We start from the raw sequence: 26067 nt of genomic DNA on the forward strand, positions 1-26067 counted from the left end.
TCCAACTATGTCGATCCAACAAAATTTGCTTCGTATTAAAACCGAACTGCCGGAAAACGTAACCCTGGTGGCGGTATCGAAAACCAAACCGGTTTCCGATCTGCAAGAGGCCTACTCCGCCGGCCAACGGGTTTTTGGCGAGAATAAGATCCAAGAAATGACACAGAAGCACGAAGCCTTGCCAAAGGATATTGCCTGGCACATGATCGGCCATGTACAACGCAATAAAGTAAAGTATATGGCCCCTTACGTTAGCCTTGTCCACGGCGTGGACAGTTTGCGGTTGCTAAAGGAAATCAACAAACAAGCCGCAAAACACGAGCGGACCATCGATTGTTTGTTACAGGTGCATATTGCCGAGGAAAGCACCAAATTTGGGCTGGACGAAGCAGAACTGCTCGAGTTGATTTCCTCCGACGCCTTGGCCTCCCTTTCGAACATCAGGATACTAGGGCTTATGGGAATGGCGACCTTTACGGACAATGAGGACCAAGTCCGTAGGGAATTCAAGCACCTAAAAACGCTTTTCGACCGGGCGGCAACAGTACTGGACGGTTTGGAAATTGTATCGATGGGCATGAGTGGCGATTATAAATTGGCCATTTCCGAAGGGAGTACCATGGTGCGCATTGGAAGCAGTATCTTTGGCACTCGAAACACATAATATAAAATCAGGATACTTTTTAGATGTACGCCATACTTGATATTGAAACCACGGGAGGAAAGTTTAACGAAGAGGGAATTACGGAAATCGCCATCCATAAATTCGACGGCCATGAGACGGTGGATCAATTTATCAGTCTGGTAAACCCGGAGAAGCCCATACAACCGTTTGTTGTAAACCTTACGGGAATCAACAATAAAATGTTGCGAACGGCCCCAAAATTTCACGAAGTGGCAAAACGCATCGTAGAAATAACGGAGGGCACCACCTTGGTCGCCCATAACGCCCAGTTCGATTATCGTATTCTACGCACCGAATTCAGAAGATTGGGGTACCAGTTCGAACGCAAGACAATTTGCACCGTGGACCTTTCCAAAAAGTTGATCCCGGAAGCCGAATCCCACAGCCTGGGCAAACTCGTACGATCTTTAGGTATTGCGGTCAGCGACCGGCACCGTGCCAACGGAGATGCCTTGGCGACCCTAGAACTCTTTAAACTTTTACTTGCAAAAGATGTTGATAAAACCATCATTAAAAGTGTATTAAGGACCGAAACGACCGGGGAGCTCTCACAGCGACAGCTCGATATGGTAGAAAACCTACCATCGGAAACTGGGGTATATTACATGCACAACAAGGATGGGGAAATCATTTACCTAGGCAAAAGCACGAATATCAGAAAAAGGGTAAACCAACATTTTACCAATGATGGTGGACGTTCTCGAAGATTACAAAAAGAGACCAAAAAGGTAAGTTTCGAAAAAACCGGAAATGAGCTGATTTCCGTTTTAAAGGAGTATGAGGAACTGAAACGCCACAAGCCCTCCTTTTCCCAGGCAAGGGCAAAACTGTTGTTTTCCCATTGCATTTACGAAGAAACCGATACCAAAGGATACCTTGTCCTCAAAATTGCAAAAACAACCCCCAAATCACGGGCGCTGTTGACGTTCAATAGCCGATTGGGGGCTGAAAACTTTCTGGACACACTGATAAAAAAGAATCGGCTGTGTTTAAAATTAACGGGGAGGTCCGATGCCAGAAAACACTGTTCGGCCTATAGTGAGGGCAACTGCGATGGTGCCTGTATCGAAAATGAAAGCCCGGAGCATTACAATGCAAAAACCTTAGCGGCCTTGGAGCCGTATTGCCTCGCATCAAAAACCATGGCGTTAGTCGATAAAGGTAGGGCAATTGGGGAACGGAGCGCAATTTTGATAAAGAACGGGATCTTTATGGGGTTCGGTTTTTATGGTCTGAACCATCAACTAAATAATTTGCATATCTTAGAATCGTTAATTACGCCCATGCGCTCCGATGCCAACACCAAACACATTATCGAATCGTACCTGCGTAAAAAAAGAAGTCCAAAACAGGTTCAACTGATACCAGCCGAGTGAAAGAACGCAAACCGAACGCAAATTGGAGAGGTCGCCTTCATGAAATCATTTATGAAGCGGATACGCCCTTGGGCAAAGCTTTTGACCTGTTATTATTTGCATTGATCATCCTAAGCGTTGTTTTGGTAATGCTGGAGAGTGTGAAATCGTTCGATGTAAAATACCACAGGCAACTGCTGATTTTTGAATGGATCGTCACCATTTTTTTTACCATCGAATACATTGCCCGTATCGTTGCCATAAAAAAACCATGGAAGTATATCCTCAGTTTTTATGGCATAATCGACTTTATTTCCACCATTCCGCTGTATATCTCTTATTTTTTCGTCGGGTCACAGGTGTTATTGGCGGTAAGGGCCTTGCGCCTTTTGCGAATTTTCAGGATCCTAAAATTGGTCAAGTTTCTTGGGGAAGCCTCCCAACTTAAAAAAGCCCTAAAGGCGAGCAGGGCCAAAATTGCGGTATTTATTTATACGGTCCTTATTTTGTCCGTCATTATGGGTACGATCATGTATTGGGTGGAAAGTGATGCCTCGGGCTTCACCAGTATCCCTAGGAGCATTTACTGGGCCATTGTTACCCTGACCACCGTTGGTTATGGCGATATAGCACCGCAAACGTCCCTAGGCCAATTTATCGCCACAATGGTCATGATCTTAGGGTATGGCATCATCGCCGTACCGACGGGCATCGTCACTTCGGAATTTACCAAACAGGGATTGTCGGAAAAAGGCAAAATCCATTTAAATACTCAAAGTTGTCCCAGTTGCGCGGTGGAAGATCACCGCGACGACGCCACCCATTGTTTTAATTGTGGAAGCAAATTGTAATGGCTAAAATCCTATTGGCAGTAGTAGGCCCCACCGCTATCGGCAAGACCACCTTGGCAATAACCTTGGCACAACATTTTAAAACGGAAATCGTATCCGCGGATTCCCGTCAATTTTACAAAGAAATGCGCATCGGCACGGCAGTACCGAGCCCTTTGGAACTGAATGCGGCGCCCCATCATTTTATACAGCACAAAGCTATTTTTGAAGAGTACTCGGTAGGCGAATATGAAACGGCCGCATTAACGTTGTTGAACTCCCTTTTTAATGCTCATGAGGTAGTCGTCCTAGTGGGTGGCAGTGGCCTATATGTGGATGCCGTGGTGAAGGGACTCGATTATTTTCCAAAAATAGCCACCGACATTCGACAACAACTCAATCTGGATTTTCAACAGAAGGGAATCGTACATCTGCAACAACAGCTTAAACAATTAGATCCTACCTATTATAAAAATGTGGATGCCGAAAATCCACATCGGCTGATCCGCGCATTGGAGGTATGTATCGGTAGTGGGCGCCCCTACTCCTCCTTTTTGAAACGCCCCAAAAAAGAACGCTTCTTTAAGACGGTCACCCTTGGGATTTCCGCGGCGCGAGCGGACATTTACGCACGGATCAATAAAAGAGTGGACCTTATGATGCAAGAAGGACTTTTGGAGGAGGCCGAACGACTTTACCCCCACCGGAAGCTAAATGCCCTTCAGACCGTTGGCTATCGAGAGCTATTCCAGTATTTCGATGGTAATATCGACCTGGAGACCGCAGTTGCCGAAATTAAAAAAAACACCCGCCGTTTTGCCAAAAGACAGCTCACTTGGTACCGAAAACGATCCGATGTGCTTTGGATCGATTACAAATACCAAAAGGAACCGATGATAGCGATGCTGGAAGAAAAACTAACCCAAATTTCAAATGAACGTTAACAAAATCCTTTTTGTAATGGGCGTGTCGGGCTCCGGAAAATCTACCGTGGGACGCGCGTTGGCAGAAAAACTTCAGATTCCGTTTTTCGATGGCGATGACTACCACCCCGCTGCCAACGTCACCAAAATGGCAAAAGGCATTCCCCTGGACGATGCCGATCGACATGGCTGGCTGATCGCTTTGAACAAATTGGCGATGAACCATAAAATGCAAGGCGCTGTCATCGCTTGTTCCGCACTTAAAAAAACCTATCGGAAACTACTGACCGATGGGATGGAACACTATAGCACCTTTGTTTTTTTAGAAGGTTCGTTCGAAACCATAGAAAAGCGCATGAAAGCACGAAAAGACCATTTTATGCCCACCGACCTGTTACGCTCCCAATTTGACACCTTGGAGCCTCCCTTGGATGCGATTACCGTATCTATTTCACAACCTGTTGAAAGCATGGTGGCACAGGTAATGTACTCCATTTAGCGTATCGTTGCAATTTATCCTTAAATATCTCAACAGATAGCGAAGTGGCTTTTTATTTGAGGCCGCTAGGGCCTTGTACTGTTGTAACTAAGCACTTGCAAAAAAAGTAAATGGACGGTTGAATGAATGAGTGTTAAAGATTCATCGGTAACAAAGCAACATAAAAAAAGCACCTATCATAAATAGATGCTTTGTATCGTTGGGAATGGTCGTACAACCGTTTAGGATTCCGTTTTTATTACCAAACGAAAGCCTTCTCCGTGGATGTTGAGTATTTCCACAGTGTCGTCCCGTTTTAGATATTTCCGCAATTTTGCGATGTATACATCCATACTTCGGGAAGTAAAATAATTGTCGTCCCTCCATATTTTGGTCAACGCCAACTCCCTAGGCATTAAATCGTTCTCATGAAGTGCCAACAAACGCAACAACTCATTTTCTTTTGGTGAGAGTTTAATGGCCTCTTCTTCCTTATACTTTAAAAAGCGTAGTTTACTGTTCAGGTGAAAACCGCCTATCTGAAACTCGAACTTTTTGCTATCGGCCAGCGTATTGGACGATTTTCGTTGCAAAATGGCCTTAAGTTTCATCAAAAGTACCTCCGAATCAAAAGGTTTGTTCAAGTAATCATCGGCCCCTGCCTTATACCCCTTTAACACATCTTCCTTCATTGTTTTTGCCGTTAAAAAAACAATGGGCACGTTTTCGTTTTTTTCCCGGATTTCTTTTGCTAATGTAAACCCGTCCTTGTAGGGCATCATAACATCCAAAATACAGACGTCAAAATTGTCCTTTTTGAATTTTTCGAAGCCCTCCATTCCATTTTTCGCCAAAGTGACGTCAAAATCGTTCATCGAAAGGTAATCTTTCAACACGATTCCAAAATTTGGGTCATCCTCTACTAAAAGTATTTTTTTGTTTACAGTATCCATAATTATTCTAGATTAAGGGTAGTTTTAGAAAGAAAGTGCTTCCCTTTCCTTTTTCACTTTCTGCATAGACCTCACCCTGATGATCATCCATTATTTTCTTTACATAGGCCAGTCCCAGACCGTGCCCTTTTACATTATGCAAGTCTCCGGTATGTTCCCTATAGAACTTTTCAAAAACCCGCTTGAGAACAGCTTTGCTCATACCTGAACCCTGATCCTTTATTTTAACGATAATAAAATTTTTTGCCACTTCGGTGTATACATCAACCTTTGGGGCCTCGGGGGAATATTTTATGGCATTATCCAACATGTTAACGAGCACGTTGGTAAAATGCATCTCATTTGCCAACACTTCCGTACGGGTTGCCTCTAAATGTGTTTTCACATATCCACCACGATCCTGTACGATCAATTCTACGTGTGCAACGGCGTCTATTATAATGTCGTGAACATCTAGTCTATCCTTACTAATGTCCAACTGATTTTTTTCCAGTTTCGAAATCCGCAGCACGTTTTCTACCTGTGCGTGCATCCTTTTGTTCTCGTCCCTGATCATTCCCAGGTAACGCATTATCTTTTCCTTGTCATCGATCGTCTTAGGATTTCGGATCGCCTCTACCGCCAAATTAATGGTCGCTATCGGGGTTTTGAACTCATGCGTCATATTATTGATAAAATCGGTTTTGATGGCCGAAATCTGTTTCTGTTTTATCAATTGATAGATTGCTCCCGAATACGATGCCATAATGACCAAAGTAAAAAGCAGGGAGAGCACCGCCATGCCCAATATCTGTTGGATCAAAAAACCTTTCTTTTTAGGAAAAGTGAGCAATAACGAAAAATCCGTATCCCCATCCTTATCCTCAAAAATGGGCGACTTGTACAAGGTACTGCTCGCAAACTTGAATTTTCGGGATTTAACTTTGGTCGGAAGTCCCTTGCTGTATATGCCGTATTCATATTCGACATTTAAGTTTCGTGATTCCAACTCCCGGTTCAACAACAGCTCCAATTCTTGTTTGGAGACCCGTTTATGAATGGGGACCGTTTTCGCACTTTCACTGAAAACGTCATCGAATTGCGCTTTTTCGATACTGGAAAGGGTTCCAATTTTTTCGAGCTTTTCGACCGCATTTAAGCGTATGCCGTTTCCATCGAGATCGTAATCTTCTTTAAAAACAGTTTTTTGCCTTCTGCTGGTATAATTGGATATCAGCGTACTGTCTTCATTATTGCCATTGTCAAAGAACGTGGATGCTATATTGTAATTTTCCTCTAAAATACCGTGGGAATAAAACAGTATTTCGTTGGAATTGATATCCCTATCGATAAAAAAGATGTTTCTGAGCTTCGTCGATGTAGGTGCTCCCAAACTGTCCTGGGAAAGATAACGGTCGTAGTAATCACGTCGCTCCCTTTCTTCCACCTTGTCGGTCACCTTCAACAATACCTGCGAAACCGCGTTTGAGAACTGTTCTTCCTTGTCTTCCACGGACTTCTTTATCCAAAAAACTTGGACAAAAATGATTCCTATGAGCGAAAGGCTCATTAGAATTACCAAAAGAACAAATAACCTTTTGTTCATCTTTTAATCAAAATTAAAGATTTAACATTTACCACTTTCTAGGTTTAACCAAACCTTAACAAAAATGTTAAAATGGAGTGTTTTCAGAGGGTCCCAAGTATTTTTTGGTGTATTCCCAAAACATTGTGAGCCGTTTGTTCTAGATCTAAATTTTCGATAACGTAATCCGCTTTTCGTCTTTTTATTTCGTCGTCCAATTGATGTTCCATACGAGCCCTTACCTGTCCTTCGGAAATGCTATCCCTCTCCATAACCCTCTGAATTCGAACACTTTCATCTGCAGCTGCCAGAATGGTCGCATCATAAAAAGCCTGCATCCCGTTTTCAAAAATAAGTGCGGTTTCCTGTATCACATACTGTGTTTTCTGTTCGGATGCCCATTGTAAAAAATGCTCCCGAACTGCAGGATGTACGATAGCATTCAATTTTTCCAGTAGTTCCGCATTTCCAAAAACCTGTTCCGCAATATGTTTTTTGTTTAACCTTTCGTCCAAATAGGCGGCTTCGCCAAACAAGCCGATAATTGCTCTTTTTACAGTAGCGGAGTCGCGCATCAACTTTTTCGCCTCCCTGTCCGAATCGTAGACGGGCACTCCAAGGTCGGCGAACATTTTCGCTACGGTGGACTTACCGCTACCAATCCCTCCTGTTAATCCGATCAACTTCATTTCCGCTCCAGAATAAAATCCGTACGATCTTTTATAACAGTCGCACCGTAAATATTCGTTGGTTTTGAAGCAATGATGAGCTTCAATGTTTTCGAATCGGTTCCCTGCACTTTTTTATAGTCGGCAATCACACTAAAATCCGACGCTTTGAGCCCCTTTAATGCTGTTAAACTTGCCTTGACCAAAACGTTGGTCTCAGCGGGGAAGGTCGTTACGGACATATTTTCAGGAGCATTGATAACTGTTATAGGAACACTGATCATCTTTTCGGAAAAACGGGATACGGTACCTTCTATTTGCACTGCGGTGGTACTATAAGTGGTATACTTCAATTTTGCATCGTCCTTTACGCGCGCATTAACGGAGAAATCCTCCGTAACCTCGGATAAACGAATGGGGTCCAGCAATACCCGTTCTATAGTATCCACTTCATTTTGTGGTCCGGTGATACCAATCGAGTCCGGCGTTAACACCAAAGGTTTTTCAAGCCTATAATTCTGAGGTAATTGTAAATCCACTTTGGGGACAAGGGGCACTTTTTTTGAAATGACTTTTTGAAAGCCAAAAAAAAGGGAATCTTCGGCAACTCCCAACAAGCTTACGGAATTGGGAAGCTGGGTTTCAATTTGCCGCATGCACTCCTTTTCTACCATAAAATAACGGCCACGGTCGTTTTTCACCTTGGAAAGGTCGAGCCGAAAACTGCGTTCGCCTAAATTGAACGATAAAAACCGAAAGCCTACCGCCTCCAATTTTAAACGGACCCGTTTCTTAGAAACATCGACCAGCAAAAGACTGTCGGGAGGATTTACAAAGGTAAGGCCCACTTCCGCATGATGCGTATAGCGGTTGGAAAGGTTACTTACGAACCAAGCCAAACTTGAACACAAAAAGAACAAAAAGAATAGTTTTACCTTTCGTCGCTTTAGGATATTTTTAATTTTCTGTATCACCCTTTGCTACTTGAAAAACAGTTTTGGAAATACCTGTTCCGCTGTTTTGCCACTAAAGTTAATCAAGATAACAGACTTCAGAAAACCATACCCGTATCCTATGAATTGGATCCATACGGCCAAAAAGGATAATAATGCTATCGCAACACTCCTATTTTTTAATAGCGCATCGATAAAAACCAATGCAAAGTAGCAGCCATACAAACCTAAAGGTGCAAAAATACCGATTGCGGAAAGTACCAACGAGACCAAAAAGCCCAAACAAAAAAGTGTTGGAAACCAATAGGTGACCTTTGCCGTTCCAGGATGCCATTTGTTCAATATGGGGCGCACCATCCCAAATTTGTTTACTTGTATATAGAACTTTTTCCAATCGATCCGTCGCTTATGATATACAAAGGCGTTGGGTATCAAACGGGTTTCGTATCCGTAGTTCCATATGCGCATCGTTAGGTCGGGATCTTCTCCGGGGTGTATTTTTCCATATCCCCCAACGGTTTGAAAGGCTTCTTTGGAAATACCCATATTAAAACTTCTGGGCTGGAATTTACCGACAGCTTTTTTACCCCCACGTATACCACCGGTGGTCCAAATAGAGGTCATGGCATAGTTGATGGCCTTTTGCACAAGACTAAAGGACGGGTGTGCGGCATCAGGTCCACCATAACAGTGTACAAAATGCTCTTGCAGCGCTTTATCCGCCTCCACCAAATACTGTGGCGGCAAAATACAATCGGAGTCCAAAACAATAAAATAGTTTCCTTTCGCCCGCTCCATTCCATAGTTTCGGGAAGCACCCGGCCCCGAATTGGGTTTCGGCAGATAGGTTATCTGCAACCGATCTTGAAATACGGACACCTCATGTTCGGCACTGATAGTGGAACCGTCCTCAACAATGACAACCTCAAAAGCGTTTTCGTAAGTCTGCTCGGCCAGACTTTCCAAAAGCTCCCGAATTTCATCGGGACGATTGTAAACCGGAATGATGAACGAAAAGAATAGCTTCATTGGCCACAGGCGTTAGTTGAAAGAATGCACTTTAGTGCAAGACTTTCCTCCGAATACTCGGAAATACAAATCTTCAATAAATTTGCAGTTGTACTTGGCAGTCCGTAATTTTTATGGGTTACAAAACAGCCCACTACCAACTGTTTACTGCTACTTTGATACAATGTTGAAAAACAATTCCATTCCTTTCCTAGAAACCTATGCATTTTAAATACATGGTAGTTTAGTCAAAAGCAAATAGCGATCGGCACCCAAACATTTAAATGGACCTACCCTTAACCATCAGGTCAGGCAACGCTTATTCAGAATTTAAATGGAGTGGCCTAACTTTCGGAAAAATAATCGATGACTTCTTGACTGACACCGGTGTTGGAAAAACCGCCGTCGTGAAACAAGTTTTGCATCGTTACCTTTTTGGTAAGGTCCGAAAAAAGGGATACCGTATAATCCGCACATTCCAAAGCACTTGCATTACCGAGGGGTGACATCTTTTCGGCATAGCTGATAAATCCGTCAAAACCTTTGACTCCCTGGCCTGCCGTGGTCGGTGTAGGCGATTGCGATATGGTATTGACGCGAACTTTCTTTTCCTTTCCAAAAAAGTACCCAAAACTTCTGGCGACCGACTCCAAATAGGCCTTGTTGTCCGCCATGTCGTTATAATCGGGAAACACCCTTTGTGCCGCCATATAGGTCAACGCTACGATACTCCCCCACTCTGCCATGGCATCTTGCTTGTACAAGCTTTGCATCACCTTATGAAAGGACAAGGCTGAAATATCCCATCCTTTAGCGGTAAAATCATATTTTTCGTCCGTGTAATGGCGTCCTTTACGAACATTTACCGACATTCCAATAGAGTGCAATACAAAATCGAGTTTGCCACCAAGAATCTCCATCGATTTGCTCACCAAAGTATTCAAATCCTCTTCCAGAGTAGCGTCGGCGGGAATAATTTCGGAACCTGTTTTCTCCGCAAGTTGCTTGATCTGTCCCATTCGCATTGCAATCGGAGCATTGGTAAGTACGAAAGTGCCGCCTTCTTCGTGCACTCTTTCCGCCGTTTTCCAAGCGATGGAATTTTCGTCCAATGCACCAAAAATAATTCCTCTTTTTCCCTTTAATAGATTATATGCCATGTGTTTGTAATATTTGTTCGATTTCGGCTTCAAAGATATTTAAAAAGTTTGCAGGAAAACGATGTGGTCTACAGAAAGTTTGAATCGCTATTTTCCCATTTGCGGAACGGTATATTGGGGATACGGCTTTCGTCCCAATTTACGATTGTAGTGCCCAAAGATTAATCGAGTAATTGCCGGGCATGTGCCATTGCAGAATCGGTCAACACCTTACCCCCTAGCATCTCGGCCAATTCGGAAACCCGTTCTTCTTGCTGTAGCTGTTTCAATTTGGTGTGGGTGGTTTCCCCTATCTCTTCCTTAAAGACTTTGAAATGGGCATCTCCTTTGGAAGCCACCTGGGGCAAATGGGTGATGGAAAACACCTGCATATGGTTGCTCATGGCTTTCATGATGTCGCCCATCTTGTTGGAAATTTCCCCTGAAACCCCGGTATCGATTTCATCGAACATCATCGTTGGGAGTTGTTCATAGCGCGCCAACACCGCTTTTATGGTCAGCATGATACGCGACAATTCGCCACCAGAGGCTACTTTTTTAAGCTCGCCATACCCCACTCCTTTATTGGCCGAAAATAAAAAGGCCAGATCGTCCTTACCGGTTTCCTTAAAATTCGCTGCGGGCGTCAACTCCATTTTAAAGGTTGCGCTGGGCATTCCCAAACTGGAAAGCACCTCGGAAAGTTCCTTATCCAAGATCGGTATTGCCCGGGTTCTTTTCTGGGAAATAATGGAGGCTTTTGCTTCCAGCGTTTCTTTTTGAGCCGCCAACAGCGCTTCTTTTTCCGCGATTTCCACTTCTAAATTCGCCGTATCCCCAACTTTTTGCGAAAGTGCCTCCTGAACGGACAAAAGATCGTTAACATTTTGAACATCGTGTTTTCGCAAAAGATCGTACAACAATTGCAATTGGCCGTTAAGTTGCTCAAGACGCTCGGGATCTGCTTCCGTGGTATCTTTGAGCGATTCCCATTCCGAAGCGATATCCTCCATTTCGATATGGACCGATTGTATCCGTTGGTGCAAGTTTTCATACTTTTCGCCAAAATCGGCCAGCTTGCCCGAGAGTTGGGTCAATTGGGTTACCGCGCTCATAATACCCAACTGATCGTCACTTAGCAATTGATAGCCATTGGCAAAATACTCCAAAATGGTCTCTACATTGCTCAATTTTTGCTGTTCCGATTCCAGTGCTTCCTGCATTCCTTCGCTTAGGGCAGCCGTTTCCAATTCTTGAAGCAGAAAACTGTCGTAATCTTTCTCTTTATTGGCCTCCTTTTGGGTAGCGATTAACTGTTGCAAACGCTTTTCGGTATCCCTGAATGCCTTTAATTCCGTTCCATACGCCTGCAAGTTTTGCTTATTGTCGGCCAAGGCGTCGATAACCTTTAATTGGAATTCATTTTCCGTAAGTCGTAGGGTCTGGTGCTGCGAATGCACGTCGATTAAGCGTTCCCCCAAAGCCGATAGTATGGATAAGGTTACCGGAGAATCATTGATAAAGGCACGGGATTTACCACTTGGGTGTATTTCACGGCGCAAAATTGTTTCGTCCTCATAGTCGAGGTCGTTCTGTTCAAAAAAGGGACGTAATCGGTATTTGGTAATTTTAAAGGCCGCTTCTACGATACACTTCCGTTCTTTGTCCCGTAACGACCCAAGGTCGGCACGTTTGCCCAATACCAGGGCAAGACCTCCTAAAAGAATCGATTTTCCGGCACCGGTTTCCCCGGTAATAACCGTAAAACCAGTATGGAAGGACACCTCTAGGGCATCTATCAACGCATAATTTTTAATGGATAGGTTGGAGAGCACAGTTTCACTTACTTAGGATGCAAAGATATGTTTATTCCGTCGTAAAACATTCCATAATCTTCTTCAAAAGAACCTGCCGCAGGTAATCGGTAAAAACGGTGCTACAAGCCGATCACCCTACAAATACATAGACCGGCACCTATCGCAATCCCTCGGAATTGACAGTTACCACCGATTGAAGTTTAATATTTGATATCGTTCCAAGTGCTGGAATACAGGGGCGCAATACTGTTCAGGGTCTCCTTTAAAGACACGATATCGGTCTTGGGACCATCTGAAAAAATACTTTGGATCTCTTCCGATTTGGCATCAAAAAAGGTCTGGATCAAAAAGGCATTGGGACGTCTTTTAATCATCGTTTCAAAAAGTTTCATGGTACCGGCGATCACCTGTTTTCCGGTGCTGTTATTGTCGGCCAGTACATCCATTCCCTTTCTGTGGTAGTTGTACATGGCAACACGGTATTCCCTGTACGAGTTCGACATGAGGTTATCGACCAGTTCAAACCGACTGCGTTTGTTATCGGTGGTGCGTTCCCAACCACGAATGTTGTTTCCCTGTGCCTGGGTAACAATGGCCTGTGCCACCCTAAAATTATCGTTTCCGCCTTCGAGTGAAAAGGTATCCGCATCCAATCCAAGGATTACATACACGTAATACGATATGACGCTGACAAGATTCGATTCAAAAACATTTTGATTGAAGACCAACGGCTGAAATTCAATGTATTCAAAATCAAAATTGTTGTCCTTAAAGTTAAAGATCGGGGTCTGGTACGAAGTATTGTAAACAGGTCTAGAAGATTGTACCTGAATGTTACCTTGAAAACGATTGGAATCGAAATCGGTGATGGTAATGAACATTTGTGCGTTCACCAGCTCATTTTCCTTAAACTTACGGTTGGTCCACTTGTTCTTGTTCACAAAATCGTTCAACGCCCGTTCCAAGGTTTTGAATACCTGTTGATTGGTTTGCGAGACCTGATCGGAATTCACCGTAATGGTACAATTTAGCTCTTGCGCGGCCAAAGTACCCATGAACATCAAAAAGAAACTGAAAAAAAAGAATGTGTTACGCATGGGTCTTACTGATAATTAAGTTCCAGATATCGGATGCTACGGCCGCCTTTGTCTTAAGTTCAAACGATCGTATCTCCGAATTCTTATCTATAAATTGTATTTTATTGGTGGAGGTACCAAAACCCGAACCCTTGTCATTCAGGGAGTTCAATACGATGGCATCCAAATTTTTTCGCTCCAGTTTTCCTTTTGCATTGGCCAGCTCATTCTCTGTCTCCAAGGCGAAACCCACCAAATATTGCCGTTTTTTCAGGGCACCCAACGATTTTAAAATGTCTTTGTTCTTCACTAAAGATAGGGTAAACTCGGCATCCGATTTTTTAATCTTTTGTGTTGCCACCTGCTCGGGCCGATAATCGGCCACTGCCGCAGCGCAGATAACGACATCCATATCGGAGTAATTGGAATGGGCGACATCGTACATTTCGTTGGCGGAGGTTACGCGGATACAATTGATGTTCGAGTGTCTTGGGCTTAAGTTGGAAGGCCCGGACACCAAGGTTACGGTCGCACCCAAATTGGCGGCGCACTCCGCTAATTCGTATCCCATAAGACCGGTAGAATGATTGCCGATAAAGCGAACGGGGTCAATGGCCTCATGCGTGGGTCCGGCGGTAATCATGACCTTCTTTCCCGATAAAGGCAATCCTTTTTGTAGCTCCCTTTCTATAAAGGCTACCATATCCTCCGGTTCTGCCATTCTGCCTTCTCCGTGCAATCCACTGGCCAGTTCCCCACTGGTCGCCGGAATCATAATATTTCCGAAAGATTCCAGTGCGGCAAACGATTTTTTGGTAGTAGCATGTCGGTACATGTCCAAATCCATCGCCGGAGCAAAAAAAACAGGACATTTGGCGGACAGATATGTCGCCAATAACAGGTTGTCAGCCGTTCCATTGGCCATTTTTGACAATGTATTGGCCGTGGCCGGGGCCACGAGCATCAAATCGGCCCAAAGCCCTAGCGATACATGATTGTTCCAATCTACGGAGCCATTGTCCTCCGAAACAAAATCGGTCAGTACAGGGTTTTTGGATAAGGTTGCCAAGGTCAACGGCGAAACAAAGGAGCCGGCGCTTTCAGTCATAATAATCTTGACTGTAGCGCCGGCTTTAATCAGTAATCGAACCAGGAAGGTGGTTTTGTAGGCGGCGATTCCCCCTGTTATTCCTAAGAGAATGTGCTTGCCGTACAACATCCGTTATACCTCTTTATCGGTATTCCTGTGGTATATTTTTTCGTTCAACCATTCCTCAACGGCCAACGCATGCGGTTTTGGGAGTTTTTCGTAGAATTTGGAAACCTCGATCTGCTCTTTGTTTTCAAAAACTTCCTCCAGACTATCGCTGTAGGTTGCAAACTCTTCAAGCTTCTCCAACAGTTCTTTTTTGATTTCGGAGTTTATTTGAACCGCTCGTTTTGCCGCTATCGAAATAGCTTCGTAAATGTTTCCCGTTTCCTGATCAAATTCATTTTTGTTGATGGTAACGGTAGAAACCGGCGCTTTGGAATTTTTTAGGTCATTCATATTCATGATATCGAATTATTTATTTGGCCCGCCCTGTTGGCTGCTCTGGTAACTCTTGGTTTATTTTTTCCAATAACTTTTCCGCCTTTTCGGCATACTCCGTTTCAGGATATTGTTTTTTCAACTGCTCATATGCCGTCCGCGCCTTATTCAAACGTTCCGGCTTCATCCGCTCAATACTGTTTATCCCGTACTCGGTAGCCGACTCAAACCGATAGTACAACGCTTTTTCCATATACACGGAACCCGGGTAATCGGTAATGAAATTCTCAAAGGCGGCAATTGCAGGAGTGAGAAAGGTAAAATCGAACTTTCCTAGCTTATTGAACTGTTTGGCTATTTCATAGGCCTTTCGTTCTTTCTTTGTTGTCAGCTCCTTAGCCATTTGGTTGGCCTCCGGAAAATACTCCGAATCCGTATAGGTATTGATAAAGGTCTGCAATTTTGCAAGGGCCTTATCCGTATCAGTTTGGTCCAATGAATAATTGGGACTCAACTTATAATAACATTTTGCACCAAGAAACGAGGCTTGCGCCGCTTTATCACTACTTGGATATGACTTGACAAAACGCTCGAACTGATATCCGGCCATATTGTAATCTTTTCGCTGAAAATAGCTGTCCGCCAAAAAGAACATGACCCGTTCCCCTTGAGGCTTTCCAACGTACTTTGGCGCTATTTGTTCAAAAAGACGGTTCGACCTTTTATAGTCACCGTCCTCGTAAAGCTTTTCCGCCATATCGTACTTGGCCTTCACATCTTGATTTTTCAATACCTGTTGGTATTCACTACAAGAGGAAAAACAAACGACTAGACATAAATAGAACGGTAATGTAGCCCGGTTTAAAAACATTTTGCAAAATTAGGGATTATGGATGGATTTAAAAAACAAAATTTCCCTGCTAAAATAAGCAGATGCCCTAACTTTTAAATCGCTTTTGAGGAAGTTTTAACGTACGTTATGAAACAGTGTGCTTTAGCTTTTGTTCCACGAACCGAAGGAGTTCTCCTTTTAAGCGTGTACTGGCCTCCATCAAAGGCAAACGCACTTTGGCCGTAGCAAGGTTCAGAATTTCAAAAATCGCCTTAATCCCGGCAGGGTTCCCCTCTTGGAAAATCAGTTCCATTCCAGAATGTAACGTATGGTGCAGCGCTCTTGCCTCGGCGGCCTCACCGTTCAGGCCGAGCCGTATCATCGCCGAAAACTCCGCGGGAAGGCCTTGACCAAGCACGGAAATTACTCCGGAACCACCCGCCAATGTCGTTTCCAATGCCGTTGCATCATCACCCGATATCACCATAAACCCGTTCGGTCTTTGTCTTAAAATATGCCGTACCTGTTCCATGTCGCCCGAAGCTTCTTTTATGGCTATGATCTTTGGACAATCGTTGGCCAATCGTACGGTAGTCTGCGGTGCCATATTACTACCGGTGCGGCTCGGCACATTGTACACGATGATCGGTAGTGGCGATGCCGCGGCTATTACCTTAAAATGTTGGTAAATGCCCTCTTGGGTAGGTTTGTTGTAATAGGGGGATACGGATAAAACGACATCAAAATTCGTTAGGTCGAGTTCCCTAAGCTCTTCTACCACGGCGGCGGTATTGTTACCTCCGACACCTAAAACCAAAGGAAGCCTACCGTTATTTGCGGCAACCACGGTATCGGCAACCAATTGCTTCTCTTTTTTGGTAAGGGTCGCCGATTCTCCGGTAGTACCCAATACCACCAAATAATCGATGCCCCCATCGATACAGTAACCAACAATTCGTGTAAGCCCATCAACATCGACATGGCCTTCGGTGGTAAAAGGTGTCACCAATGCAACCCCAGTTCCTATCAATTCCTTCATACTATCCACTTTATTTGTAATATATCCTCTATTCCGAACAATTATAACCAAGTGAAAAACGGCATGTTGTAGATAGTTATCCGCCTATTTCATTAAGGACACCCAAATACTTCTTTAGCTCTTTTTTAAAGACCTTGAAGTCGTTTAAGGGAACTTCCAAAATCAAATCGTTAAAATAACTATCGACTTCACTGAAACCAACACGAAAACGTGCCTTGGTATTGACGCTCATCAATTTCATGAGCAAGTTATCTTCTTTGTAATAATTGACCAACAAATCATATTCCCGGCTTAAAAATTCCAAAGCATAACTGTTTTCGATAGCACCGTTCCATCCCAGGTCCTTATCGGAAAATACCGGGGTGGCATAGGGGGAGTTTTTATCATAATAACTCTTGTACCCTATTATTTTGACGGCATTGGGCCGAAGTGCATACTCTTCTTGAAACTGGAAAAAGACGTCCGAATTTTCAAACTTGTCCATATCCACAATGCACCCGACCGAGGTAATTCCGTGGGACCGGTCCACCGGTACTACAGGGCGTTCCATGGCCGCTTTCAAAAACTTAACACCAGATTTATATTTCAGCTTATCTTTTATTCCTTTAAACATGTATTTTTACCATTTAAACCTGCAACCTTGTCCGTTGGCACATCGGGTCTTTATCCAATTGCATTGGAATAAAGTACCACCTGTTTCACCACAGGGTCGCAAGGGCATACAATACAAATGTAAAGAATATCCTATCACCTGATGGGACAAAGATAAAAAGGATGACTGTTTTAAAAATAAAACATTTTGTTGTTTCTGTAACAATATGTATGATGGCATCCTGTAAACCGGACGGTTACTCCTTACAAAAAATAACGGCAGAACAGCTCCCTATATTGGACACGATCGCAAAAATCGATTCCATCGACGCCATGATCTTCCCCTATCGTTCACGGATAGATGCGGTACTCGACAGTACCTTGGCCTATGCGCCCAACACCATTTCCAAGGACGACGGCAGCTACAATACTACCGCAGGCAATCTTTTGGCGGATTTAGTGTTGGAGCGTGCCAACCCGATATATAAAAGCCGCACTTCCAATACCATCGATTTTGTGTTGCTCAACCACGGTGGTATACGATCTACTATTTCCAAAGGTCCGGTAAGCGCCCGGACGGCATACGAAGTGATGCCTTTTGAAAATTACATCGTGGTCGTAGAATTGCCCGGAACGGCCGTAAAGTCGCTTTTATCCTTTTTGATACGCTCAAAAAGAGCACATCCCGTAGCGGGAGTCCAAATTGTTTTAAATAACGATGATACCATTCATCAGGTGACCATTGCCGGCAGACTTTTTAGCGAAACGGAAACGTACCATATTGCTACCAACGATTACCTAGTAAAGGGAGGCGACAACATGGGTTTCTTTGCCGATGCCACGGCTTTTCACCAGACCGATTATTTGGTCCGGAACGCCATAATCGACTATTTTAAGGCCGTAGACACCATAGCCCCCAAGGTAGACGACCGGTTTTATAAAAGGAATTGAGATTTACAAAAATATTGAACACCCAATAGAAGAATTAACCCCTTAGTGGGATTCGGGCACCAAAAACGAAGCATGTGCCATGAAATGAGCAGAAATTTTTAGTTTTCTCATTTTTAGCAGACTACAAAACCTCAAACGGATGAAAAGAAGAACGTTTATCAAGGATGTTTCGGCAGCGGGAAGCTTGGCGCTAAGCGGTCTTTCCTTAGCGTCGTGCAAGGAGGACCTACCCAAAAAAAAGCTGACCATTTTACATACCAATGATGTACACAGTCATATCGACCCCTTTCCTTCGGAACATAGCGAATTTCCGGGAATGGGCGGTCTGGCGCGACGGGCGGCATTGGTAGAAACAATCCGTAACGAAAATCCGAACACCTTGCTATTGGATGCCGGCGACATTTTTCAGGGAACCCCCTACTTCAATTTTTATGGGGGCGAGCTGGAATTCAAACTAATGTCCAAACTAAGGTACGATGCCGCCACAATAGGAAATCACGACTTTGACAATGGCATCGACGGACTTTTGGCCCAACTGCCCAATGCGACGTTCGAGCTGTTATCGGCCAATTACGATTTTCGCAACACCGTGCTCGATGGGCATGTAAAGCCGTACCGCACCTATTTTATGGATGGCATCAAAGTAGGCATCTACGGCCTTGGTATTCAATTGGAAGGTTTGGTCACCCATTCACTCTATAAAGAAACAAAGTCGCTCGACCCTTATGAAATTGCCTGGGATTGCGAACAGCACCTTAAAAACGATGAGCAATGCGATGTCATTATCTGCTTGTCCCATCTGGGCTATCGGTACCCAAACGAAAACAGGCCCAACGACCTAAAACTGGCAGCCAAAACCGCACACACCAACCTGATCATCGGTGGGCATACACACACTTTTTTGGAAAGACCCACCATCGCGAAAAACCGTATCGGCAATGATGTTCTGGTCAATCAAGTTGGGTGTTTCGGGCTTCAATTGGGAAGAATCGATTTTTATTTTGATGCCCTAAAAAACAGCACCTCCAAAGGGGTAAGCATTAGCGTGTAACCATGACCATACAGTTCTTAAAGACCAATGCCAAAAATGAGGACTTCATTAAACTGGTGGCACAATTGGATACCGATTTGGCGACCCGAGATGGAGCGGACCATTCGTTTTACCATCAATTTAACGGTATCGACCGATTGGAACATTGTTTGGTAGCCTATTACAACCACAAGGCGGTAGGCTGTGGCGCCCTTAAAACGTTTGACCCTACCACCCTTGAAGTAAAAAGGATGTACGTATTGCCCGATTTTCGTGGAAAAGGTATCGCCACAAAAGTGTTGACCGCACTGGAAGTATGGACAAAAGCATTGGGTTTTCACCATTGCCTACTGGAAACCGGAAAACGACAACCGGAAGCCATCGCCCTTTATCAAAAAAACGGCTATGTCATCGTTCCCAACTACCCTCCCTATGAGGGCGTCCAAAACAGCCTTTGTTTTAGAAAAACTGTTCACGGCCAAACCAACAAGAATTCCTGACTTTTTACGTAAGCACTTCCAGGTGGTACATTGCTATAGTTCCTATAATACCTGCTCTATGCTATTTGGTCGATGGTTTAATCCAAAAGGATGTAATAAAAGGCATCCGCTACCTCGTCGGCTTTTTGCTTGCACTAGTGCTGCTATGGATAGGATTGCGCCTTTTTTGGGTTTGGTTCGCGCTATCGCCCCCAATTTTGATTCCGCTGATTTTGATTGCAAACCGCGTCGTCAGAAGGGCGATTATTTAGTCCGATGTCAACACGAAGGCTACCAACTGCAAATGCTCGGTTTTCAAGTCTACCGTGGGGTACGGTTTTCCCGCCTTACGATACCAATAGCCCGCATTGAACGCATCACCTTCTTTACGGTGCAGGTAGGCGTGGATCCAACTTCCCAAACCAGTGTGCATGTCCTGGGCAATGTTATGGGAGGCTTCCCAGTCGTCCTTGGCATCGAACCAAAGCGCTTTTAAACCTTCGGGCCAATGAAGCGGCACTTCCCTGAGCCGTAGCGAATCTTGAAAGTCTTGAATATTTTGAGGTGGTTCCATTGGCCTTAGCATTTATTTTTCACGGACGCAACCAAACATCCGGATTCAAATAAAACATTTTTTTCCATCCCTGCACCGCTTCATCATCATATAAATGTGGATAGGGAAATGGGGTTGTTATCGCATAATGCAAATGTGGTGGTTTGCCAACGGCATTTCCCGTATCCCCGACAGAACCGATGACCGCCCCGGCACTCAGTGGTTTAAAGACCGTTGTTTTGATATCGTTCAAGTGCGCATAATAATGAAAACGCCACTTTGGCCCCAATACCATAACGGACTTCCCCCCTTTTCCCCCTTCGTGAACGTACACCACAATTCCTTGGGTAGCCGACAGTACATCGGTACCCTTTTCGGCAAAAATATCGATTCCTTTATGGGTAATGGAACTGCCCCACGGATAGGCCCAAAACGATTTTTTGTTCCAACTGGTCAAGCTCGCGCCCCGAACGGGTACTACCATACGTTGTGGTATCAAAAAACCGGCTCCTAGCACCAAAAAAGGCACCCATAACCATTTGCGCAGCGATCGGTTTCGAAACAAAAAAGCCAAGGTGGTCAATACTGCCAGCCAAAAACGTCGGGTAGTGTTGGTAATCATTTCGTCATTCGTTAAACCAAGGGTATCCCTAGTAAATTATCTCGGGGCAAGCCCACGAGGCATTAAAAGGAACTGTCCTTTACCATTTCGAAGCAAGCATCGGGGTATGAAACCCACTTGTGGAAATCAAGCTTTTTTGACAATGGCGTTGTTTCAAAACAAGAAACAAAATCGACCGGAGTTCCTTAGCATATCGTCCCATGCTCCGTTTTAGCCCGAACACCCTAAAAAGCTAAACTCAGTTAACCATTTGCAAAAACTCCTGTTCCGAGATAATGGGAACCCCCAATTTTTCCGCCTTGGTTCGTTTACTGGGTCCCATTTTGTCGCCGGCAACCAAATATGCGGTATTCGAGGAGATACTGGAACCTACTTTACCCCCATTGTCTTCGATCAGTTTTTTTAGTTCGTTTCGTCCGATGGTTTCAAAAACCCCCGAAACGACAATGGTTCGTCCTTTCAATTTATCGGTTTGATGCTGCAACTGTTCCTCCGATATGGAGAACTGTACCCCATGGCGTTTAAGTCGGTCGATGATGGCCCTGTTGGTAGCATTTCCAAAAAATTCGAGAACGGATTTTGCGATACGTTCCCCTATTTCGTCGACCGCTACAAGCGCTTCCTCTGTCGCTTCGGATAATGCATCTATATTTTTGTAGGCCCTAGCCAGTTTTTTTGCTACGGTTTCCCCAACAAAGCGGATACCCAAGGCGAAAAGGACCCGCTCAAAAGGAATTTGTACCGATGCCGCTACCCCTGCGACGAGATTGGCTGCGGATTTTTCCGCCATACGTTCCAACGGCATAAGCTGTTCTTTGGTCAGTTCGTAAAAATCCGCATAATTGGTGACCAAGCCTTCCTTGAACAATAGGGTTACGGTCTCGCTCCCCATTCCTTCGATATCCATCGCTTTTCTGGAAATATAGTGCTGCATGCGTCCCGTAATCTGCGGTGGACAACCATAATAGTTCACGCAATAGTGCTTTGCATCCCCTTCGGTACGCTCCAATTCACTATCACATTCGGGACAGTGTGTAATGTATGCCGTCGGTTTCGAACCCTCGGGCCTTCTGGTAAAATCTACCTGAACGATCTTGGGGATGATCTCCCCTCCTTTTTCAACAAAAACGGTATCCCCTTCGCGAATATCGAATTTTGCAATTTGGTCGGCATTGTGCAATGAGGCCCGTTTTACCGTGGTTCCCGCGAGAAGCACAGGTTCCAGGTTCGCGACCGGGGTAATGGCCCCGGTACGGCCTACTTGATATGAAATCTCCCTCAAAACAGTGGTCGCCTGTTCCGCCTTAAACTTATAGGCCATGGCCCATCGGGGCGATTTGGAAGTAAACCCAAGTTCTTCCTGTTGTTGAAGGTCGTTTACTTTGATAACGACACCATCCGTTTCATAAGGCAACTCGTGGCGATGTACGTCCCAATACGCGACAAAATCCATAATCTCCCCCACCGTTTTACAATGTTTGGCTACCGATGGTACTTTGAACCCCCATTCCCTTGCTTTTTCCAGCATTTGCCATTGTGAGGTGATTCCTGTGTTCCGGCCAACGATACCATAAAGCAAACAATCCAGTGGGCGCTGCGCAGTTATGGCGCTATCTTGAAGTTTTAAACTTCCCGAAGCGGTATTCCTTGGATTCATATAGGGCTCTTCCCCATTGGCGATACGTTCCTCGTTCATTTTGGCAAAACCCTCGAACGGCAATACGATTTCGCCCCTAATATCAAATTTTTCAGGATAGTCCCCTTTTAACCGCAACGGAACGGAATTGATGGTTTTTACATTGGTCGTAACATCGTCTCCCTGGGTACCGTCGCCCCGGGTCACCGCCCTTATCAACTCCCCGTTTTCATAGGTAAGGCTTATGGAAGCGCCATCATACTTCAGCTCGCAGGTAAACGTCACATCCACGTCGCCAAGTCCCCTTTGAATGCGTTTCTCCCAATCTTCCAAATCTTCTTTTGAATAGGAATTGTCGAGCGAATACATCCGATGGTCATGAACCACCGTATCGAAGTTTTTGGTGACCCCACCGCCGACCCGCAAAGTGGGCGAGGTAGCATCATAAAATTGAGGGTTGGCCGCTTCCAAGTCTTGAAGGGCCTTTAACTTCATATCGAACTCATAATCGGAAATGGTCGGACGGTCCAACACATAATAATTATGGTTGTGTATCCGTAACTCGTTTCGTAATTCGGTCAGCTGTGCTTCAATGTCCATATCCTTTCGAATGGGTTTAGTTTGTCTTGATATTTTTTACGGCATATTGGTTACGGTACCTTTTAGCATCCTAGGATTCCCGTAAAGGTCGTTTCGCAATTCAATATCCATAAAATTATGCTCCTGTAAAAGCTGTTCGGTCTCTTTCGGGAGATATTGGTTAATTTCCAAAAACAAGGTGCCGTTTTGGGCAAGATTAAGTGCCGCGAAACCGATAATTTTTTTATAAAAAATCAAAGGGTCCTCATCTGGCACGAACAATGCCAAATCGGGTTCAAAATCAAGCACGTTAGCCTGCATTTGTTTTTTTTCACTTTCCCGTACATAAGGAGGGTTGGACACGATAACATCGAACCGAAGTCCAAGATCGTTTAGTGTACGGATATCTGCCTGTACCGTTTTAACATCCACCTTGTTCCTTTGGGCATTGCGTTCGGCCAATGCCAAGGCCGGCTCGGAGACATCGAGCGCATATACGGTACTTCCCTGTAGGTATTTTGCCAGTGAAACCGCTATACAACCACTCCCAGTACCGATATCCAACATGAGGGTTTCTTCCCTTTTCGATTGCGTTTCCATGGCCGCGTCCCCTTGTGCCGATGCCGTCGAATCTTTGGTATCGCCCACATGCCCCTTGTATGTTTCCAAAATCCAGTTGACCAGCTCCTCGGTTTCCGGACGGGGAATCAGCACGTTTTCGTCCACTAAAAAATCCAATCCCATAAACTCCGTATTCCCCATTATGTATTGCACCGGCCGGTGGTTACGCAATTCGGATAGGGCATGGAACAAGGGTTTTTCCTGTGCTTTGGTCAGCTGTCGTTTTGGGTCTAACGCCAGTACAAAACGTGGAAAATCAAAGTAATGATCGATCAACAGGAAAAAAAAACTATCCACTTCCTCCACCGGATAATGCGCATCCAACTCCTTGTGAAAAATGTTTTTTACTTCGCTCAACAACATATCGGATCCACTTGAACCCAGCACTTCAACAGGCATTAAAAGTCCATCGAAACGTCTCGGTTTATTGTTCTATTTTTGTGTCCGTGAAGATACTGAGAATGCAGGCAATCCTAAAAATCCTATCGCATAAAAAATGACGTACACTACGGATGAAAAATATATGTTACGGTGTATTGAAATTGCCAAAAACGGGATCGGCACCACGGCACCAAACCCTTCCGTAGGGGCAATCGTCGTACACAATGGTAAAATTATCGGGGAAGGCTTCACCAGTCCTTTTGGCGGTGCGCATGCCGAGGTAAACGCCATTGGTTCGGTAAAAAATAAAGCCTTGTTGCCGCATAGTACACTTTACGTGACCTTGGAACCCTGCTCCCACCATGGAAAAACTCCGCCTTGTGCCGACCTGGTACTGCGGCATAATATCCCCCGAGTGGTCATCGGACTTAAGGATCCCCACATTAAAGTGGCGGGCGAGGGAATACAAAAACTAAAGGATGGCGGGTGCGAGGTACATACGGGAATAATGGAAAAAGCCTGTAGGCTACACCACAAACGGTTTTTAAAATTTCATGAGGAACACCGACCGTACATCATTTTAAAATGGGCACAAACATCGGATGGTTTTATGGCACCTGAAAGCCATGAAAGGGATAGTACTGCGCAACCGTACTGGATAACCAATAAGGCATCCCGACAGCGAGTCCACTTTTGGCGCAGCCAAGAGCAAGGGATACTGGTAGGTACCAATACCGTTCTGGCGGACAACCCTAAACTGAACGTTCGGTTATGGTCGGGAAAAGGCCCGATACCGTTGGTTACGGACAGGCTTTTGAAAATACCAAGCGATTTTAATGTGCTGAACGGCGCGGTTCCGGCTATCGTACTTACGGAAACGGCAGACAAGAAGCGGTATACCAAAGAAAATACCTATGCCATGATCGATTTTTCGAAGCCATTGCCGGAACAGATCTGTAACCAGTGCTATAAGGCCTCGATCACCAGCCTATTTATCGAGGGCGGTGCGCGGACGCTGCGAAGCTTTATCAACAGCGACCTTTGGGACGAGGCTAGGGTGTTTACCGGAAATCAGTCGTTTCAGGAAGGGCTGAAAGCACCTACGCTCCCTATAGCACCGACCGTTACCGAAAAGTTGAATGACGACATACTGAACATATATTATAGATGATCAAGAACCTAATTTTTGATTTTGGAGACGTATTCATTAATCTGGACAAGGATATCGTTTTTAAGGAAATACGGAGACACGGCGGCGAAACCCAATTGTTGCCACAATTGATAGCGGTGAATAAGAAATACGAAGTTGGTGCTATTTCTTCCGATCGTTTTATATCCGAAATCTTTGACCTGTTCCCAGCAATCGAGAAATCGGAAATCGTTGGCATATGGAACGCCATGCTATTGGATTTTCCGGAGTACCGCTTGCTATTCCTGGAAGCACTGGCCCAGGAAAAACGGTATCGTATGTTTTTATTGAGCAATACCAACGCCCTACATATCGAAGCGGTTCGGCAACACATGGGCGAAGACCGCTATCGGCGCTTTCAAAATTGTTTTGAAGGTTTTTATCTCTCACACGAAATCCATTTAAGAAAACCGGATAGGGAAATTTATCAATTTGTATTGGATAAAAATGAACTGCGCCCCGAGGAAACTTTTTTTGTCGATGACACGGAAGAGAATACCGAAGCCGCTAAAAATATGGGTATTACGTGCTGGAACATAAAAGTTGGGAAAGAAGACGTTATCGATTTAAGAAGCAGACTGTAG

The 26067-nt window shown here is 44.6% G+C and carries 27 protein-coding genes; 10 read left to right on the plus strand and 17 right to left on the minus strand.

Translation table 11 applies throughout. The features are described 5' to 3' along the window. Nucleotides 1-7 precede the first annotated feature (7 nt). The 5 genes from ACRD7P_RS11745 to ACRD7P_RS11765 are packed head-to-tail and all read left to right on the plus strand — an operon-like array spanning nt 8 to nt 4292. Complete coding sequence (locus ACRD7P_RS11745) at nt 8-664, plus strand: YggS family pyridoxal phosphate-dependent enzyme (RefSeq protein ID WP_430907808.1); 657 nt, start codon at nt 8-10, stop codon at nt 662-664. 23 nt (nt 665-687) lie between these two features. Beyond that, complete coding sequence (locus ACRD7P_RS11750) at nt 688-2061, plus strand: exonuclease domain-containing protein (RefSeq protein WP_430907809.1); 1374 nt, start codon at nt 688-690, stop codon at nt 2059-2061. Continuing rightward, on the plus strand, nt 2058-2891 hold the full coding sequence (locus ACRD7P_RS11755; protein WP_430907810.1) for an ion transporter: 834 nt from the start codon (nt 2058-2060) through the stop codon (nt 2889-2891). Before ACRD7P_RS11750 ends, ACRD7P_RS11755 begins: the two co-directional genes overlap by 4 nt. Next, complete coding sequence (gene miaA / locus ACRD7P_RS11760) at nt 2891-3814, plus strand: tRNA (adenosine(37)-N6)-dimethylallyltransferase MiaA (protein ID WP_430907811.1); 924 nt, start codon at nt 2891-2893, stop codon at nt 3812-3814. The genes ACRD7P_RS11755 and miaA overlap by 1 nt, the downstream gene beginning before the upstream one ends. After that, nucleotides 3804-4292 (plus strand): gluconokinase, encoded by a 489-nt coding sequence (locus tag ACRD7P_RS11765; protein WP_430907812.1) that lies wholly within the window; start codon nt 3804-3806, stop codon nt 4290-4292. Before miaA ends, ACRD7P_RS11765 begins: the two co-directional genes overlap by 11 nt. Nucleotides 4293-4513: 221 nt before the next feature. Here the strand turns inward: ACRD7P_RS11765 and ACRD7P_RS11770 are convergent, their stop codons facing one another. From ACRD7P_RS11770 to ACRD7P_RS11830, 13 genes are all read right to left on the minus strand, one after another. Further along, entirely contained in the window at nt 4514-5224 is a 711-nt protein-coding gene (locus tag ACRD7P_RS11770) for a response regulator transcription factor (protein WP_430907813.1), read from the minus strand. 7 nt (nt 5225-5231) lie between these two features. Next, the gene (locus ACRD7P_RS11775; protein WP_430907814.1) at nt 5232-6809 is read right to left on the minus strand and encodes a sensor histidine kinase; all 1578 of its coding nucleotides are present in this window, start codon (nt 6807-6809) and stop codon (nt 5232-5234) included. An 83-nt stretch (nt 6810-6892) separates the two neighbouring features. Beyond that, entirely contained in the window at nt 6893-7477 is a 585-nt protein-coding gene (coaE, locus tag ACRD7P_RS11780) for a dephospho-CoA kinase (protein WP_430907815.1), read from the minus strand. Beyond that, nucleotides 7474-8376, minus strand: coding sequence for a CdaR family protein (locus tag ACRD7P_RS11785; protein WP_430907816.1), 903 nt, complete (start codon nt 8374-8376; stop codon nt 7474-7476). The genes coaE and ACRD7P_RS11785 overlap by 4 nt, the downstream gene beginning before the upstream one ends. Before the next feature lie 60 nt (nt 8377-8436). After that, complete coding sequence (locus ACRD7P_RS11790; protein ID WP_430907817.1) at nt 8437-9438, minus strand: glycosyltransferase; 1002 nt, start codon at nt 9436-9438, stop codon at nt 8437-8439. Between the two features lie 323 nt (nt 9439-9761). Then, entirely contained in the window at nt 9762-10577 is an 816-nt protein-coding gene (locus tag ACRD7P_RS11795; RefSeq protein WP_430907818.1) for an enoyl-ACP reductase FabI, read from the minus strand. 161 nt (nt 10578-10738) lie between these two features. Further along, a complete protein-coding gene (recN, locus tag ACRD7P_RS11800) occupies nt 10739-12391 on the minus strand; it encodes a DNA repair protein RecN (RefSeq protein WP_430907819.1) in 1653 nt (550 codons plus the stop codon). A gap of 182 nt (nt 12392-12573) precedes the next feature. Continuing rightward, nucleotides 12574-13470, minus strand: a complete 897-nt coding sequence (locus ACRD7P_RS11805; protein WP_430907820.1) for a DUF4835 family protein — start codon at nt 13468-13470, stop codon at nt 12574-12576. Next, complete coding sequence (gene coaBC, locus ACRD7P_RS11810) at nt 13463-14668, minus strand: bifunctional phosphopantothenoylcysteine decarboxylase/phosphopantothenate--cysteine ligase CoaBC (protein WP_430907821.1); 1206 nt, start codon at nt 14666-14668, stop codon at nt 13463-13465. Before coaBC ends, ACRD7P_RS11805 begins: the two co-directional genes overlap by 8 nt. Nucleotides 14669-14671: 3 nt before the next feature. Further along, a complete protein-coding gene (locus ACRD7P_RS11815) occupies nt 14672-15004 on the minus strand; it encodes a DNA-directed RNA polymerase subunit omega (RefSeq protein WP_430907822.1) in 333 nt (110 codons plus the stop codon). Nucleotides 15005-15017: 13 nt separating this feature from the next. Continuing rightward, nucleotides 15018-15851 carry an outer membrane protein assembly factor BamD gene (locus tag ACRD7P_RS11820; protein WP_430907823.1) on the minus strand — a complete coding sequence of 278 codons (834 nt, stop codon included), beginning with the start codon at nt 15849-15851 and terminating at the stop codon, nt 15018-15020. Nucleotides 15852-15957: 106 nt separating this feature from the next. Continuing rightward, on the minus strand, nt 15958-16851 hold the full coding sequence (gene dapA, locus ACRD7P_RS11825) for a 4-hydroxy-tetrahydrodipicolinate synthase (RefSeq protein ID WP_430907824.1): 894 nt from the start codon (nt 16849-16851) through the stop codon (nt 15958-15960). Between the two features lie 76 nt (nt 16852-16927). Further along, nucleotides 16928-17464: a DUF6913 domain-containing protein gene (locus ACRD7P_RS11830; protein ID WP_430907825.1), complete on the minus strand. Its 537-nt coding sequence runs from the start codon at nt 17462-17464 to the stop codon at nt 16928-16930. 212 nt (nt 17465-17676) lie between these two features. Between ACRD7P_RS11830 and ACRD7P_RS11835 the strand changes: the two genes are divergently transcribed. From ACRD7P_RS11835 to ACRD7P_RS11845, 3 genes are all read left to right on the plus strand, one after another. After that, nucleotides 17677-18393 (plus strand): 5'-nucleotidase C-terminal domain-containing protein, encoded by a 717-nt coding sequence (locus tag ACRD7P_RS11835; protein WP_430907826.1) that lies wholly within the window; start codon nt 17677-17679, stop codon nt 18391-18393. A 139-nt stretch (nt 18394-18532) separates the two neighbouring features. Next, nucleotides 18533-19444, plus strand: a complete 912-nt coding sequence (locus tag ACRD7P_RS11840) for a metallophosphatase (protein ID WP_430907827.1) — start codon at nt 18533-18535, stop codon at nt 19442-19444. A 2-nt stretch (nt 19445-19446) separates the two neighbouring features. Next, on the plus strand, nt 19447-19923 hold the full coding sequence (locus tag ACRD7P_RS11845) for a GNAT family N-acetyltransferase (protein ID WP_430907828.1): 477 nt from the start codon (nt 19447-19449) through the stop codon (nt 19921-19923). A 247-nt stretch (nt 19924-20170) separates the two neighbouring features. On the opposite strand, the gene ACRD7P_RS11850 is transcribed toward ACRD7P_RS11845, so the two are convergent. From ACRD7P_RS11850 to prmC, 4 genes are all read right to left on the minus strand, one after another. Then, nucleotides 20171-20476, minus strand: coding sequence for a hypothetical protein (locus tag ACRD7P_RS11850; protein WP_430907829.1), 306 nt, complete (start codon nt 20474-20476; stop codon nt 20171-20173). Between the two features lie 19 nt (nt 20477-20495). Next, the gene (locus ACRD7P_RS11855; protein ID WP_430907830.1) at nt 20496-21077 is read right to left on the minus strand and encodes a M23 family metallopeptidase; all 582 of its coding nucleotides are present in this window, start codon (nt 21075-21077) and stop codon (nt 20496-20498) included. A gap of 238 nt (nt 21078-21315) precedes the next feature. Further along, nucleotides 21316-23313, minus strand: coding sequence for an NAD-dependent DNA ligase LigA (ligA, locus tag ACRD7P_RS11860; protein ID WP_430907831.1), 1998 nt, complete (start codon nt 23311-23313; stop codon nt 21316-21318). A 36-nt stretch (nt 23314-23349) separates the two neighbouring features. Next, nucleotides 23350-24312, minus strand: a complete 963-nt coding sequence (gene prmC, locus ACRD7P_RS11865) for a peptide chain release factor N(5)-glutamine methyltransferase (protein WP_430907832.1) — start codon at nt 24310-24312, stop codon at nt 23350-23352. 97 nt (nt 24313-24409) lie between these two features. Between prmC and ribD the strand changes: the two genes are divergently transcribed. Continuing rightward, nucleotides 24410-25465 (plus strand): bifunctional diaminohydroxyphosphoribosylaminopyrimidine deaminase/5-amino-6-(5-phosphoribosylamino)uracil reductase RibD, encoded by a 1056-nt coding sequence (gene ribD / locus ACRD7P_RS11870; RefSeq protein ID WP_430907833.1) that lies wholly within the window; start codon nt 24410-24412, stop codon nt 25463-25465. Then, on the plus strand, nt 25462-26067 hold the full coding sequence (locus tag ACRD7P_RS11875; RefSeq protein WP_430907834.1) for an HAD family hydrolase: 606 nt from the start codon (nt 25462-25464) through the stop codon (nt 26065-26067). The genes ribD and ACRD7P_RS11875 overlap by 4 nt, the downstream gene beginning before the upstream one ends.

The sequence above is a fragment of the Maribacter sp. 2-571 genome (assembly GCF_050589625.1).
Lineage (GTDB): Bacteria > Bacteroidota > Bacteroidia > Flavobacteriales > Flavobacteriaceae > Pelagihabitans.